This window comes from Flavihumibacter sp. (assembly GCF_036676075.1).
In the GTDB taxonomy this organism is placed as follows: Bacteria; Bacteroidota; Bacteroidia; order Chitinophagales; family Chitinophagaceae; genus Flavihumibacter.
Map to the genome: position 1 here is coordinate 292,024 of NZ_JAKFDQ010000010.1, position 15,096 is coordinate 307,119.

General features: G+C 43.6%; 14 protein-coding genes. 9 read left to right on the forward strand and 5 right to left on the reverse strand.

What is annotated here, in order from left to right; genetic code table 11:
* Positions 1–8 precede the first annotated feature (8 nt).
* Positions 9–605, reverse strand: coding sequence for a rhomboid family intramembrane serine protease (locus V6M43_RS12860; protein WP_039130744.1), 597 nt, complete (start codon positions 603–605; stop codon positions 9–11).
* On the reverse strand, positions 602–2,011 hold the full coding sequence (gene rlmD, locus V6M43_RS12865; RefSeq protein WP_332735858.1) for a 23S rRNA (uracil(1939)-C(5))-methyltransferase RlmD: 1,410 nt from the start codon (positions 2,009–2,011) through the stop codon (positions 602–604). The genes V6M43_RS12860 and rlmD overlap by 4 nt, the downstream gene beginning before the upstream one ends.
* 123 nt (positions 2,012–2,134) lie before the next feature.
* On the opposite strand from rlmD, the gene V6M43_RS12870 reads away from it, so the two are divergent.
* The 3 genes from V6M43_RS12870 to V6M43_RS12880 all read left to right on the forward strand — a co-directional run bounded on the left by V6M43_RS12870 (position 2,135) and on the right by V6M43_RS12880 (position 6,017).
* Positions 2,135–3,538 carry a thioredoxin-like domain-containing protein gene (locus V6M43_RS12870; RefSeq protein ID WP_332735860.1) on the forward strand — a complete coding sequence of 468 codons (1,404 nt, stop codon included), beginning with the start codon at positions 2,135–2,137 and terminating at the stop codon, positions 3,536–3,538.
* Between the two features lie 2 nt (positions 3,539–3,540).
* Positions 3,541–5,253 carry a peptidylprolyl isomerase gene (locus V6M43_RS12875; RefSeq protein WP_332735862.1) on the forward strand — a complete coding sequence of 571 codons (1,713 nt, stop codon included), beginning with the start codon at positions 3,541–3,543 and terminating at the stop codon, positions 5,251–5,253.
* A gap of 65 nt (positions 5,254–5,318) precedes the next feature.
* The gene (locus tag V6M43_RS12880) at positions 5,319–6,017 is read left to right on the forward strand and encodes an outer membrane beta-barrel protein (RefSeq protein WP_332735864.1); all 699 of its coding nucleotides are present in this window, start codon (positions 5,319–5,321) and stop codon (positions 6,015–6,017) included.
* 132 nt (positions 6,018–6,149) lie between these two features.
* Here V6M43_RS12880 and metF read toward each other — a convergent pair whose 3' ends face one another.
* Complete coding sequence (gene metF / locus V6M43_RS12885; RefSeq protein WP_332735866.1) at positions 6,150–7,103, reverse strand: methylenetetrahydrofolate reductase [NAD(P)H]; 954 nt, start codon at positions 7,101–7,103, stop codon at positions 6,150–6,152.
* A gap of 103 nt (positions 7,104–7,206) precedes the next feature.
* Here metF and lptB point away from each other — a divergent pair, with 103 nt between their 5' ends.
* Genes lptB through fabG form a run of 3 tightly spaced genes read left to right on the forward strand, consistent with a single transcriptional unit; the run spans position 7,207 to position 10,303 of the window.
* Entirely contained in the window at positions 7,207–7,983 is a 777-nt protein-coding gene (gene lptB / locus V6M43_RS12890; RefSeq protein WP_253271540.1) for an LPS export ABC transporter ATP-binding protein, read from the forward strand.
* A gap of 30 nt (positions 7,984–8,013) precedes the next feature.
* A complete protein-coding gene (locus V6M43_RS12895; RefSeq protein WP_332735868.1) occupies positions 8,014–9,519 on the forward strand; it encodes a GH3 auxin-responsive promoter family protein in 1,506 nt (501 codons plus the stop codon).
* Between the two features lie 28 nt (positions 9,520–9,547).
* Positions 9,548–10,303: a 3-oxoacyl-[acyl-carrier-protein] reductase gene (gene fabG, locus V6M43_RS12900; RefSeq protein WP_332735870.1), complete on the forward strand. Its 756-nt coding sequence runs from the start codon at positions 9,548–9,550 to the stop codon at positions 10,301–10,303.
* On the opposite strand, the gene V6M43_RS12905 is transcribed toward fabG, so the two are convergent.
* Positions 10,300–10,956, reverse strand: a complete 657-nt coding sequence (locus V6M43_RS12905; RefSeq protein ID WP_332735872.1) for a sterol desaturase family protein — start codon at positions 10,954–10,956, stop codon at positions 10,300–10,302. The two genes, fabG and V6M43_RS12905, sit on opposite strands and share 4 nt — an antisense overlap.
* A gap of 6 nt (positions 10,957–10,962) precedes the next feature.
* The gene (locus V6M43_RS12910; RefSeq protein WP_332735874.1) at positions 10,963–12,123 is read right to left on the reverse strand and encodes a serine hydrolase; all 1,161 of its coding nucleotides are present in this window, start codon (positions 12,121–12,123) and stop codon (positions 10,963–10,965) included.
* A 134-nt stretch (positions 12,124–12,257) separates the two neighbouring features.
* On the opposite strand from V6M43_RS12910, the gene V6M43_RS12915 reads away from it, so the two are divergent.
* From V6M43_RS12915 to V6M43_RS12925, 3 genes are all read left to right on the forward strand, one after another.
* Complete coding sequence (locus tag V6M43_RS12915) at positions 12,258–13,274, forward strand: fumarylacetoacetate hydrolase family protein (protein ID WP_332735876.1); 1,017 nt, start codon at positions 12,258–12,260, stop codon at positions 13,272–13,274.
* Between the two features lie 10 nt (positions 13,275–13,284).
* Positions 13,285–14,169 carry a flavin reductase family protein gene (locus V6M43_RS12920; protein WP_332735878.1) on the forward strand — a complete coding sequence of 295 codons (885 nt, stop codon included), beginning with the start codon at positions 13,285–13,287 and terminating at the stop codon, positions 14,167–14,169.
* A gap of 233 nt (positions 14,170–14,402) precedes the next feature.
* Positions 14,403–15,092, forward strand: coding sequence for a DUF6134 family protein (locus V6M43_RS12925; protein WP_332735880.1), 690 nt, complete (start codon positions 14,403–14,405; stop codon positions 15,090–15,092).
* The last annotated feature ends 4 nt before the right edge of the window (positions 15,093–15,096 follow it).

Consider the following 15,096-nt stretch of genomic DNA (forward strand, 5'->3'; position numbering starts at 1 on the left):
ATATGATATCAATAAAACGTATTTCGATTGGTTTTGTTCCACAAAAGTACCATTATAAAACCTGCCAGCGCACCCCCAAGATGGGCCCAGTGGGCTATATTATCTCCCGGCACCCTGCCTATTGCCCCAAAAAGATCGAGGGCCATCAATCCGGGAATGGCATATTTGGCTTTGATGGGAATGGGGATAAACATAAGGTATAACGGGGTGTTGGGAAACAGGTAGGCAAAGGCTGCCAGTATACCCATAATTGCTCCCGAGGCACCCACGGCAAGATCAAAATTAGGGTCGAGGAGTAGCTGTGCGATGCCTGCCACTATACCACATATCATGTAAAAATTCAGAAACCGCTTTGGCCCCCAAAGGTTCTCTAACATTGCACCAAACATATAGAGCGCGAACATATTGAACAGGATATGAAAGAGTCCAGCATGCATGAACATATGCGTCACCAGCTGCCAGATCCGGAAATGGGGACTCTGGTAAGGGAATAATGCTCCCCACTGCTCCAGGAATATTCCTTGCTTTTCAAATATGAACTGCGCGAAAAATATAACCACATTGGCTATAAGTATATTCTTTACTACTGGCGGTAATGATCTCATAGTTGTTTCCTCAATTTTAACTGTACCACGTTTTCAATATGATGGGTATGCGGGAACATATCCACCGGTCTAACTCTTTTTACTTCATATTTAGTATCCAGCAGGTTCAGGTCCCTTGCCTGAGTGGCCGGATTACAGCTAACATACACTACTGTTGGAGCTTCCATATCCAGTATCTTCTGTACAAGCTTTTCATGCATGCCTGCCCTTGGTGGATCAGTGATAATAACATCCGGACGACCATGGGTTGCGAAGAAAGCATCATCACAAATATCGATCACATCACCTGCAAAGAATTCAGCATGCCCGATATTATTGAGGGATGCATTCTCCCTTGCATCAGCAATAGCATCTTCAATCACTTCCACTCCAATAACCTTTGCAGCATTTCCGCTAACGAAAATACCAATGCTTCCTGTTCCGCAATACAGGTCATAAACAGTCTCTTTACCCGTTAGTTCAGCAAATTCGCGGGTAACCTGGTAGAGACGTTCACCCTGGCGGGTATTGGTCTGGAAAAATGATTTTGGACTGATCTTAAACTGGAAATCCTCCAACGTTTCCATCGCATAACCCTTTCCGTAATACACCTTTGGCTCCTGGTCATATAGACTATCGTTCCACTTTGTATTGATGGTATATAACAGGGTTGTAATGGAAGGCACTTTCTGTAGAAGGTGGTCGAGCAATCCTTTGCGTGCTGTCTTATCCTCCTTTCCGAATGCAATATTCACCATTACTTCACCGGTGGTGAGTACCCGAACGATAACCGTGCGCAAAAATCCATGGTGTTCGCGGATGTCATAATAACTAAGGCCGTGTTCCAGTGCATAATCACGGATCGTATTGCGAATGATATTAGCCGGCTCATGCATCAGATGACAGGTATATATATCAATAACCTTATCAAATATGCGCGGCACATGAAATCCGATTGCATTCTCCTGCTTGATCTCCCCCCCTGCTTCCACTTCTTCAGCAAGAAGGTAGCGCCGGTTGCTGCAGGTATATTCAAGTTTGTTTCTATAAAATCTTGTGTCTGTACAACCCAGTATAGGTTCAATGGCAGGAAGTGAAACCTTTCCGATCCTTCTCAGGTGCTGCTCCACTTCCTGCTGCTTATACGCTAATTGCTTTTCATAAGGCAGCATCTGCCATTTGCATCCACCGCAGATGCCAAAATGCTGGCAGAAAGGTTCCACGCGATCCTCAGAAAACTTATGGGTACGGATCACCCTGCCTTCAGCCCAGTCTTTTTTGTTTTTGGTGAGCCTTACATCCACAATATCACCCGGCACAGCACCCTCAATAAAAATCACTTTACCGTCCACTCTCCCGATCGCCTTTCCCCCCGCGGCATAATCCTCCACCGCCAGACGATCAACTGTAACATTCTTTTTACGCATCCGGCAAAAGTAAACACAATATTATTGCGGCCAATTCGTGAAATTAGCAGCTTAATCGGTTCGATGAAAAACGCCTTTCTAATATTACTCCTTACCGTATGCAATTTTTTCAGCCCAGTCCTGATGGCCCAATCTGCCGCTGAAAAAGGATACAAACTCACGCTGAACACCAATGGCTATAAATCACAATATGTTTATCTAGCCTACCACTATGGCAAGATCAAGGCCCTCGCTGATTCTGCGCTGGTAAACCCATCCGGCATTGCCATTTTCAGTGGAGCCGACCCCTTGCCAGGCGGCATCTATTTTATGGTATCCCCCAAAAAAGAGATCCTTTTTGAATTGCTGCTTGATAAAGACCAGGCATTCTCCATGAAGCTGGATACCGCCAACCCCTCGGCTGCACAGTTCACCAATTCACCATTGAATAGTGATTTCCAGGCTTATACCCGATATGTAAATACCAAAGGGGCTGCTATCAGCAGGCTTCAGCAAAGTCTTGCTTCAGCAAAAAACAGCAACGACAGTACTGTCATTACCACTGAAATGCGCACCCTAAACCAGGAGATCATTGATTATCGAACCAGCTACAACAAAACTTCCTCCGCAAATTTTCTTAATGCATTGTTCGCAGCATTGCAGGAACCAGTTGTTCCTCCTGCCAACCAACATCCAAAAGGGGCGTATGATAGTAGCTATGCATTCAATTATTTTAAATCACATTACTGGGATGGAGTTAAGTTCAATGACGACCGCCTCATCCGTACACCCTTTTATGAAGCAAGGATAGACCGTTATCTGCGCGACATGGTATCGCCTGATCCAGATTCAATAAAAAAAGAAATTGATATAATACTCGGCCAGGCAGTCAGCAGCAAGGAAAGCTTTAAATACCTGCTAACCCATTTCGTACAGAAATATATCAATCCTGAATATATGGGTCAGGATGCAGTTTTCGTGCACCTCTTTGAAAAATATATTAACGGCAATCCCGAGGTTAACTGGTTCACCGACAAATACCAGAAATACATGACAGACAGGGCATATTCCCTGATGGCAAACCTGATCGGTAACCCTGCCTGGGATATCATAATGACCGATACCAGTGGTAAGCTTTCAAACCTCTATGAAGTGAAAGCAGCCTTTACAGTGATCTGTTTTTGGGATCCTACCTGCGGGCATTGCAAGGAAATGGTACCTAAACTTGATTCCATTTACCAGGCCAAATGGAAAAAGAATGATGTCAAAATTTTTGGTGTGATGACGGAAGGGGGAAGAGATAACTGGACCCGCTATATCCGGGAGAACAACTTAAACGACTGGATTCATGTGCACCAGACCGAAGCACAACGTGATGCTGAAAGCAATTCAGGAAAGCCGGGCTTCCGCCAATTATATGATGTTTACCAGACGCCTGTATTATACCTTCTCGATAAGGATAAGCGCATCATAGCAAAAAAACTTACCTATCAGCAGCTGGATAATATCCTGGATCTAAAGCAGAAAAAAACTACCGCTAAAAAATGATCATGTGTAAAAACTTAACTGCCACCATTATACTATTGCTGGCAATGGCTACCGGAAATGCGCAGCCGCTTTTCACGTATGGTCCCCATAAGGTTAGTAAGGAAACCTTCTTACGCGCTTATGAAAAAAATAATTTAGGCGGAAAGGATGCCGCTGCCATGCAGCAATACCTCGAATTATATACCAGGTTCAGGCTAAAGGTGCAGGATGCATATGATATGAAACTCGATACCCTGCCTTCCCAGAAAGCTGACCTGGAAAATTTCAGGAACCAGGTTATTGGAATGTACCTCACTGATGACAGCATGATGCTGGAACTGGTTAAAGTTTCCATGGCTAATAGTAAACGTGATATCAGGCTCTCGCATATATATATTCCATTTAATGGTACAGATACGCTGGCAGCATCCGATGCAATAAAAAATGCAGCTAAAGCAGTTCAGCAGGGAAAGTCCTTTGAGAATGTTGCAATGGAATTTTCTAAGGATCCATCTGTCAAATCAAATAAGGGTGATATTGGCTGGATCAGCAGCTTCACCCTTCCCTATGCCATTGAATCGCTGGTTTATAATACACCCATTGGCACCATCAGCTCTATATACAAAAGCAGCACTGCCTATCATCTCTTCCGTCCATCGGCAGAAAGACCCGCTACAGGCAATATACACGTTGCACAGATCCTGCTGGAGCTTCCTGAAAATGCACCCTCCAGGGAAGCAGACCGGGTAAAAAAGCTGGCTGATTCCCTATATACAGTGATCGTTGCAGGAGGAGATTTTGGAAAGCTTGCGCTGGGCTTTAGCAGCGACAATGCTTCTTTTAATAACCAGGGAGTGTTACAGCCCTTCTCTCCCGGCACGCATGATCCATTATTTGAAGAGCAGGCTGTGATGCTATCTGATAAAAATATTTTTAGTAAGCCATTCCGAACAGCCAATGGCTGGCATATACTTCGTTTTCTGAGAAGATATCCCCGCCCCACTGACATAAATAACGCAGAAGATATTGCTGCCATGAAAACATTAATCCAAAATGATGATCGTAATGCGCTTATCAGGTTATCAGTGCTGCAGCGCGCGAGAAAGGCTACAGGAATACCAGCAGAAACCAGTGAGGATGAGGTCCTGGAAAAATATATTGCCGGTCTAGAGCAGTATGACAGTGGGTATGCGGCACAGATCAATGAATTTGCAGAAGGTAATCTACTCTTTGAAGCGATGCAGAGAAAGGTATGGGACAAATCGGCAGGCGATGAAAAAGGATTGCAGCAATACTATAAAAATAATAGTGGCAGGTATAAATGGAAAGAAAGTGTAAGCGGTGTTCTGTTTAGTAGTACTGATGCATCCGTACTTCGGTCATTCCACAAAAAACTCATGGCTGAACCTGAAACCTGGAAGGGATTGATACTTCTGGAGAACGGGGCTGTGCAATATGACAGTTCCCGTTTTGAGATTGACCAGCTTCCTCTTAAACTCCCTGAAACCAAATCCGGACTCATTACTGAACCCGTATATAACAAGGCGGACGAATTACACCAGTTCTTCTATTTGATCAAAACATGGCCCGCTAATGTTTCCCGTAGCTATGAAGAAGCTAAAGGATTCGTGTTAAATGATTACCAGCAGGTGCTGGAAGATGCATGGATAAAGGAACTAAAGAAGAAATATCCTGTAAAGATCAACCAGACAGTTTGGAAATCAATTAACAGGTAGTGGCATGGTTTCTGCGTGTAGCCCTCTGCGTGAAAGATTTTGATACTAACCTAAAAAAACCAACAATGAAGAAAACAATGATCGTGATGATGGCAATGGGAGCCATCGCTTTTCAGGCCAAAGCCCAGGACAGTAAATTGTATATTAAGGGCGGCTATAACCTTGCTAATATCTCCGTTTCCAAAGATGGAGGCATAGAAGAATCAAATGCATTATCAAGTTTCCATGCCGGCTTTATGGCAGACCTGCCGGTAGGTGAAGGTGCACTTTCGTTCCAGCCTGGATTACTTTTTTCAGGCAAGGGTGCTAAGTGGCAGAGTGGTAGTGAAACCGACCAGAACTATATCAAGGCTACCACCAGCCCCAAATACATTGAAATTCCCCTTAACCTGGTAGTTAATATTCCACTGGTTGATAAAGAATCGAAGTTCTTTGTAGGTGGTGGTGGTTATGCTGCAATGGGTATTGCAGGAAAAAATAAAACGGAAGGAAAATTCATCGGTGTAGCTTTTGAATCAGAAGACAAGATCGAATTCAGCAATGATGATCCTACTACAACCGGTACCGAAGAAAATGGCGGACTTGGAATGATGAAGCGTTTCGATCTTGGACTGAATGGTACAGCAGGATTTGCTTTCAAGAATGTAATGGTATCAGTGAATTATGGCCATGGTCTTACCAAGATCAACTCTGGTGGCGATAATAGTTCTGATGATAAAAATAAGAACCGTGTCTGGAGCCTAAGTTTAGGGCTAAGCCTCTAGCCACTTAAGAAGTAAGAGGTAAGACATTTAAAGGTAAGAGGTAAGAAGTTAGATTTATTTTAGCGTAGTTCATCCACCAAGTAATTCTTACTTCTTACCTCTTACCTCTTACCTCAATTCTTGCCTCTTACCTCAAACGAGGTTTTTCACCACATTCCAGATCACTTTTGGTTTCCCCAAAGTATAATAGTGCAGCACAGGAACACCTGCCTTCTTTAATTCTCGGCTCTGGTTCAGCAACCATTCGGTTCCTACCAACTCAACATCTGCATCAGATTTACATTTCATGATCTCGCCTGAAAGATCAGTAGGAAGATCAACATGAAAGATCCTTGGCAAAAGGCTCATCTGCTTTTTGTTGGTAATGGGTTTTAGTCCCGGAATAATGGGAACATTGATTCCTGCAGCCAGGCAGGATTCTACAAATTCAAAATATTTCTGGTTATCAAAGAACATCTGCGTAACCACATATTCTGCACCTGCATCCACTTTTGCTTTCAGGTAGGCGAGGTCAGTAGATTTATTAGGCGCTTCAAAATGTTTTTCAGGATAACCGGCCACACCAATACAAAACTGAGCATTCCCCGGATCCTTAACCTCTTCCTCGAGGTATAGTCCATGGTTAAGATCAACCACTTGTTTCAGCAGGTCAATTGCATAGTGGTTACCACCCTGCTCAGGTTCAAAAAAAGTTTCATTTTTTGGCGCATCTCCCCTCAACACCAACACATTATCGATTCCGAGGAAGGCGAGGTCAATAAGAGCGTTCTCCGTTTCTTCACGCGTAAATCCGCCACAGATCAGGTGCGGAACAGGATCAACATTATAGTGTTGCATGATGGCCGCGCATATACCTACCGTTCCCGGCCGCTTGCGAACCTCGATCTTGGCAAAAGATCCATCGGCCTGCTTCTTGAACATGGTCTCACTCCTGTGATAAGTTACATTGATGAACGATGGCTTGAATTCCATCAGGGGATCAAGATGATTATAGATTGCATTGATTCCCTTACCCTTCAATGGTGGCAGAATTTCAAATGATATCAGCGTATCCTTTGCCTCTCTTATATGATCGATTACCTTCATATTTGCTTGCTTGCAGAATTTAACTATCTACAAACTTAGGACGCATGGCCCAATTAACAAGCCATTCCGGTATTTTTGCCCAAAGCCTTTGATTTTGAACCTAGTGATCCAAACAAACGAACTGGTAAAATCATACAGTAACAGAACTGTAGTGAACCATGTTTCAGTGAATGTACAGCAGGGAGAGATCGTGGGATTACTTGGCCCCAATGGTGCTGGTAAAACCACAACCTTCTATATGGTAGTCGGACTTATTAAGCCCGATGAAGGAAAAGTTTACCTGAATGACAGGGACATAACCGAATTGCCCATGTACAAAAGGGCACAGCTCGGTATCGGCTATCTTCCTCAGGAAGCCTCTGTATTCCGGAGCCTATCTGTTGAAGATAATATCAGGGCAGTACTCGAAATGACTACACTAACCCGGCAGGAACAGAAGCATAAACTGGAAGAACTGCTCGACGAATTCAGGCTGCATCATGTAAGGAAAAACAATGGCGACAGTCTTAGCGGTGGTGAAAGAAGACGTACAGAAATAGCCCGCGCATTAGCGGTAGACCCAAAATTCATCCTGCTGGATGAACCCTTTGCAGGAGTGGATCCCATTGCTGTTGAAGATATTCAAACCGTTGTGGCCAGGCTTAAGTACAAGAATATTGGAATCCTGATCACTGACCATAATGTGAATGAAACGCTTTCTATCTGCGACCGAGCCTACCTTCTTATTGAAGGAAAGATCTTTAAACACGGCACTGCAGAAGAACTGGCGGCGGATGAACATGTGCGAAGACTTTACCTGGGAAGGAATTTCGAACTCAAACGAAAAGACTACCTGCATGAGGAAGTAATGAAGGGCATGACCGATTTCCCCAAGATTTAACGGCTTTTTTCTGTATTTTGCCGGCGTAGCATGAAAATATTTTCGCCTGCCATATCCAGACTGGCCCGGCTTCGGCTCTGGCAAATAGAAGAATGGGTTAATGACCCCATCGCAGCCCAGCGCGAAGTGTTACAGGAACTCGTCACTTCAGCCCAGTATACCGCCTTTGGAAGGCAATATGGTTTCAACCACCTCTTTAATATAAGAACCTTTAAACAGACTGTTCCGGTTCACGAATACGAAGATCTTAAGCCATACATAGACAGGATGATGGGTGGTGAAGACCATGTTCTCTGGAACACCCCTATCCGCTGGTTCGCCAAGAGCAGCGGTACTACTTCAGATAAAAGCAAGTTCATACCAGTAAGCGAAGAAAGCCTTGAAGAGAACCATTTTCAAGGTGCCAAGGATGTACTCACAATGTATTACGGATATAACCCTGATTCAGATCTTTTATCAGGAAAAGGATTGGTGATTGGGGGAAGCCACCAGGTAAGCCAGGTAAGTGAAGAAATAAATTATGGAGATCTCAGCGCCGTGCTCCTGCAGAATTCCCCTTTTTGGGGAAGCTGGATCAGAACACCTGAACTCTCTATTGCCCTTATGGACGAATGGGAATCAAAGATCGAACAACTTGCACTTGCCACTATCCCCGAAAATGTCACTTCCATATCGGGAGTTCCTACCTGGACCCTCGTATTAATGAAGCGTATACTCGAAATGACAGGCAAATCCTCTATATCAGAGATCTGGCCCAACCTCGAACTGTATATGCATGGCGGGGTTTCTTTTGTGCCCTACCGCGATCAGTTCAGAAAAATTATCGGTAAGGATATCCACTTCCTGGAAATGTATAATGCGAGTGAAGGGTTCTTTGCTGCGCAGGATAGTCCTGATTCGGACGGCATGTTACTCTTTACCCGTCATGGTATATTTTATGAATTCATGCCCATTGAAGAATATGGAAAGAAATTTCCTCATACGGTTGGATTGGGAAAAGTGGAAACAGGAAAAAACTATGCTGTCATAATTAGTACCTCCGGCGGACTATGGCGCTATATAATTGGTGATACCATCCAGTTTACAACAATTGCACCATACCGGGTTAAGGTGAGCGGTCGGTTAAAGCATTATATCAATGCTTTTGGAGAAGAGGTGATTGTTGACAACAGTGACAAAGCCGTGGCAGCCGCCGCCGAAAAAACCGGTGCCGCTGTTATTGATTATACTGCTGCGCCCGTTTACTTCAGTGATGAGGGTAATGGCGCACATGAATGGCTGATTGAATTCGAAAAAGAACCCGCCGATCTTTCTCTGTTTGCCTATGAACTCGATTCAGCACTTAAGAACCTGAACAGTGATTATGAAGCTAAGAGACATAAAGATATTGCCCTGCGCATGCCCGTTATACACGCGGTAAGGAAGGGACTCTTCAATGAATGGCTTCGCTTCAAAGGCAAACTGGGAGGGCAACATAAAGTACCAAGGCTCTCCAATGATCGTAGCATCATAGAAAATATCCTTTCAATGGCCTAGTTTTGCCACCAGATAAAAACTCGATCACATGAAATTACTCGATAATAAAGTTGCCATCGTAACGGGTGCTGCCCGTGGCATAGGAGAAGGTATCGCCATTAAACTGGCGGAGCAGGGTGCGCATATCGCTTTCACTTATGTTAGTGAAGGCAGTGCACCAAAAGCTGCTGCATTGGAAGAGAAATTAAAATCCATGGGGGTTAACGCCAAAGCATACCGAAGCAATGCTGCAAGTTTTGAAGAGTGTGAAATATTCGTGAATGATGTTCTAAAAACCTTCGGATCTATTGATATATGCGTGAACAATGCCGGTATCTCTAAAGACAACCTTTTGCTTCGCATGACGCCTGACCAGTGGGATGATGTTATGCTCACCAATCTTAAAAGTGTATACAATATGACCAAGCAGGTCATTCGCCCGATGATGAAAGCTAAATCGGGAAGTATCATCAATATGAGCTCTATCATTGGTATCAGGGGAAATGCTGGCCAGAGCAGCTACGCAGCATCTAAAGCCGGTATCATAGGGTTCACAAAATCAATTGCCCAGGAACTGGGCAGCCGCAATATCCGTTGCAATGCTATCGCTCCCGGCTTTGTAGAAACAGATATGACACATTACCTGAAAGAAGGTGCAGGTGCTGATGAGTTCCTTAAAAAGATTCCTCTTGGCAGATTTGGTACAACAGAAGAGATAGCCAATGTTACACTTTTCCTCGCAAGTGATATGAGTTCTTATATGACTGGCCAGGTATTAAGCACATGCGGTGGACTGAATATTTAATACATCAGTTCCTTAACTTTTTCCTTGTCTTCTTTTTCTTTGTCGAGGTCAAACATGGTTCCAAAAACATGGTCCCAGATGGTTGTGCTTACGCCAAAACCCTGGTGATCATTTTTGTAATGATGCAGATGATGATTCCTCCACAATGGCTTCATCCATTTAAAAGGAGGATTCCATGCATGAATGGCATAATGCATACTGCCATACATTAAATAGCCCAGCATGAAGCCAGGAAAAAATGAGAACGCAAACTTGCCAAGAACGAGGTACTGCAGTGAAAAGATAATGGAAGATATTATAAGACTTGGTACCGGTGGCATGAATAGTCTTTCTTTATCTCTCGGAAAATGATGGTGGTTACCATGTAATACATAAATTATTCTCTGGGCACGTTCACTATCCGCAACCATGTGGAATATCCAGCGATGCATGATGTATTCAAAAAAAGTCCAGAATAGCATACCACCCAGGAACAACAGCCCCATCTGAATTATGCCGTAATCATCATGTTGTAAACCATACCAGGGAAACCCGATTATTATCGGAAGATACATCCCCCAGATTACCAGCGGATGGGTTTTGGTGAGCATCTCCAGATACTGGTTCCGGAACAATTGGGCCTGGCCCTTATTGTGTATCTTTTCAAATTTCATAGTATCCTAGTTCAGGGCAAAAATACGAAAATCCCTGTTCTTTCTTTTCCTTCCTGATTCATACTGGTAAACCATTTCCCCTATTTCCCTGAAATAACGGTAACCAACTCCCTCATATTCATATTTATCGTCATTAAGAACACCGTCACTATTCACATAAATTACGCCGCTCAAGATAAATTCAACACCGTTTTCTTTATCAACGATATAGGCTACATCCGTTAAAAATCCATATGACCAGCCGGTTTTATTATAACTCCTGATAGATGGCGGTATTGGCTGTTTTCCATCCCGGAAAAAAAAGAATTTGGTATAACTGTTAAAAAACTCCGTTGTATCATAAACAGGCGAAATACTTTCAGATGGGAGCTGTTGCATGCATGTCCGAAGGAATTCACGGTCGTCTTCATTTATCCGGAAGCGTTTTTCTGCCGCTACGGAGTTCGGGAATAAAACCGACTGCAGCATCTGCCGCAGATGGTCCAGGGGCATATTATTATGTGTTGTAAAATCCATTGGACGATGGATAAGTGAATCATTGCGGTCATAATGCGCATTTCCAATCAAGATCTTCTTACTGAAATCAAAAGGTTGCGGGTTATAGGCAGCCGGCTGGTGAAAAAGCAATTTACCCTCAGCATCCAGGAAGCGGATCGGATTGGTATGGCGGTTCTCCTCTTCATTCATCGATACGAAACGACGCGTTATCCTGCTTTGCCGGTATCCCATCTCCTGCAACCTCCTATTGATCGTTTCCTGCCCTACATACTCATAAAGCCTGTTATATGCATCATTATCACTCACAATGAAGATCTTCTTTATATAATGAGCTATTGAGGGTTTCCCATCAGCCGCACTGGTATCTGCAAGAACCGGGGTCTGCCGGCAACAGGAACTATCTGTAAGCATAGTGCTGTTTCTATTTACCCCATATTTTTTCAGCTGGTTTAACTTTTCAAGTGCAAGAATTGCTACAGGAAGTTTAACCATGGAGGCTGGATTGAAATATTCATCGGCATCCACACGAAGGTATTGTGAGCGGCACCTGGGTTGGTTTGCCCTGTTCCGATCAATACGTGTATATATTAATTGATACCGGTAGGTATCGGGATTGTCAAGGATCCCCTTCAGGAAGGGGCTGGCTCTTTCCCTTATAAACTTCTCCAAACCTCGGTTATGCCGTGTTTGAGCATGGCCGCTTAAACCCCAAAATAAAAGGACAATAAATAGTAAGACTATAGAGCGCATAGCGGAAAGATAAATATTCCCGCTATTTTTGACCACTCTAAAAATGCCTGCATATGAAGCTTGTTTCTTATCTCCGTGATGGTCATGATCAATTAGGAATTTATGTGGATGGTTACCTCTATGACATGGAGATGCTACACCCCGAATTACCCGGCAACATGAATATGTTTCTGCAATATTGGGAAGAATCTTTTCCTGTTGCGCAGATGGCAGAACGTATGGTTAAAGAAGGTAGGATCACGAAAGAAAAAGGCTTCCCCATTGAAGAGGCATACCTTCTTGCACCTGTTCCCTTTCCCACTTCCTGCCGTGATGGATATGCGTTCCGTCAACATGTTGAATCGGCAAGACGTAATCGCAGCGCTCCCATGATTCCTGAATTTGACCAGTACCCGATTTTTTACTTTACCAATCATGGTAGTATCCAGGGGCCTGGTGAGGTCATCTGCATGCCCGATCATTTTGAAAAACTTGATTTTGAACTGGAGGCTGCCGTGGTTATTTGTAAAGCCGGACGAAATATCAAAGCATCTGAGGCAGATGAATATATAGGCGGACTCATGATCATGAATGATATCAGCGCAAGAAGATTGCAGATGGAGGAGATGCTGCTGAACCTAGGCCCCGCCAAAGGAAAAGACTTCTGCACTGTTATTGGTCCATGGCTGGTTACACCAGATGAGTTAGAACAATATGAAATACCTGCAAAAGAAAACCATACAGGAAAGCGCTGGAACCTTCGCATGCAATGCCGGGTAAATGGTGTTCAGGTTAGCGATGGCAATCTTGGTGATATGGACTGGACCTTTGCGGAAATCATTGAACGCTGTTCTTATGGCGTTACCATGCATCCAGGTGATGTAATTGGAAGCGGCACTGTGGGTACAGGATGTTTTCTTGAGCTGAACGGCACGGGTAAACTCAATGATCCCAACTACACTCAACAATGGTTGAAAGAAGGTGATGTTGTTGAACTGGAGATTGATGGCCTTGGCATCCTGACAAATACTATCGTTGCAGAACCAACAGACTATTCAATTCTCGCCCTCAAAAAAACAATCCAGGAATAAAACAGCGATTATGCAGATTGATCTGAATGACCTGAACCCCATGATGAAGCAACAGTGGCTGCAGCATGCTGTAGCCCCAAGGCCCATCTGTTTCGCTTCCACCATCAGCGCTAAGGGAGAGGTAAACCTTAGCCCCTTTTCCTTCTTCAACCTTTTCTCTACAAATCCGCCGATATTGATCTTCTCTCCTTCCAGAAGAGTACGTGATAATAGTATCAAGCATACTCTTGAAAATGTTAATGAGATCCCCGAGGTTGTGATCAACATAGTGGATGAAGAAATGGTACAACAGGTTTCACTGGCCAGTTGTGAATATCCCCGCGGCACGAATGAATTTATTAAGGCCGGCTTCACAGAAGAACCGGCCACAATAATAAGGCCGCCAATGGTTCGCGAAAGCAAGGTGAAGATGGAATGCAGGGTGATCGAAATAAAATCTTTAGGCACTGAAGGTGGAGCTGGTAACCTGGTGATATGTGAAGTACTTCGCATGCACGTAAACGATAGCATACTTAATGAAGACGGCAGTATGATTGACCAAAGAAAATTACATCATATTGCCAGGCTGGGTGGCAACTGGTACAGTAAAGTAGATCCATCCAATCTTTTTGAAGTAGAGAAACCCAATGTAAAACTTGGGATAGGCATCGATGTGCTGCCAGAAACAATTCGTACCAGCTTAATTCTTACAGGTAATGAGCTGGCACAATTGGGAAATGTACACGAAATGCCTGTGGTGGATCCTGCATTCGATGACGATAAACTAAAGAGTATTTTCCAATATTATGCTGTTAGTCCCGATGAGATGGAACGCGAGATCCAGCTATATGCTAAGGAACTGCTGGAAAAGCATAAAATAGCCGAGGCATGGCAGGTATTGTTATCACTTCCTTAATGGCAAGTGGAACAATTTGCAATAATTACTAATGCCGCAGTAATTTTTGGGAGAAAATGCGTACTAACGGGAAAAATACCCGGAAGAAACTATGATTTATTACCAAAGGAAAATTCTCTTTTGCCAATTGCCGCATTATTATCAAATACTCAGTTAACAGTTCGTTTTATCAATTAGATAAGGCTTTGGGGCATTGCTAGTTTTACACAAGCAATCACCTAAAACCTTATACCATGTTAACGCTCTTATTAATTCTGTATATCAGGAGATATGGCCGAAACCAGGGCGCTGTTTCATTTTTAAACCTGGTATCCGATTTTATACATCGTCGCGGCCGCCACTTAATTATTTTTCTGCTTTTATTTTTATCGCTGACAGTTACCATGCAGGGCCAGCGGATCCAACGCACATATCAGGCAATGCATAATGGTAAAGAAGTGGGCGAAATGGTTTTCACCCAGGAAGCGAGCAACAATATAGTTAATTATAACCTTGTTTCCTCCATCGCCGCAACCATGTTATTCAGGATTACCGTTCAGTCCAACGAAGAAGCGAGTTTCGAAAATGAAAGCCTTGTGCAATCATCCATTCATCGTAAAGTTAATGGCCAGGTAAAATTGAACCATGCAATCAGCCGCCAGAAGGATGGCTATTTTATTCAGAAAAAATCATCCGCAGAAAAGCTAAACCTTCCTGAGATAAGTTTCAATATCCTGAAACTATATGCACAGGAACCATTTCGTATCAGGGAAGTATTTTCTGATAGCTACAGCAGGATGATCAGTATTTCGCAGGTGGCCGCTGATTGCTATGCGATAAGGCTACCCAATGGAACCACCTGCCGGTATTATTACAAAGATGGCATCTGCACCCGTATGGTAACTGAAGGTTCTTTGTATACCATTTCCTTTAACCTTAAATAATCCA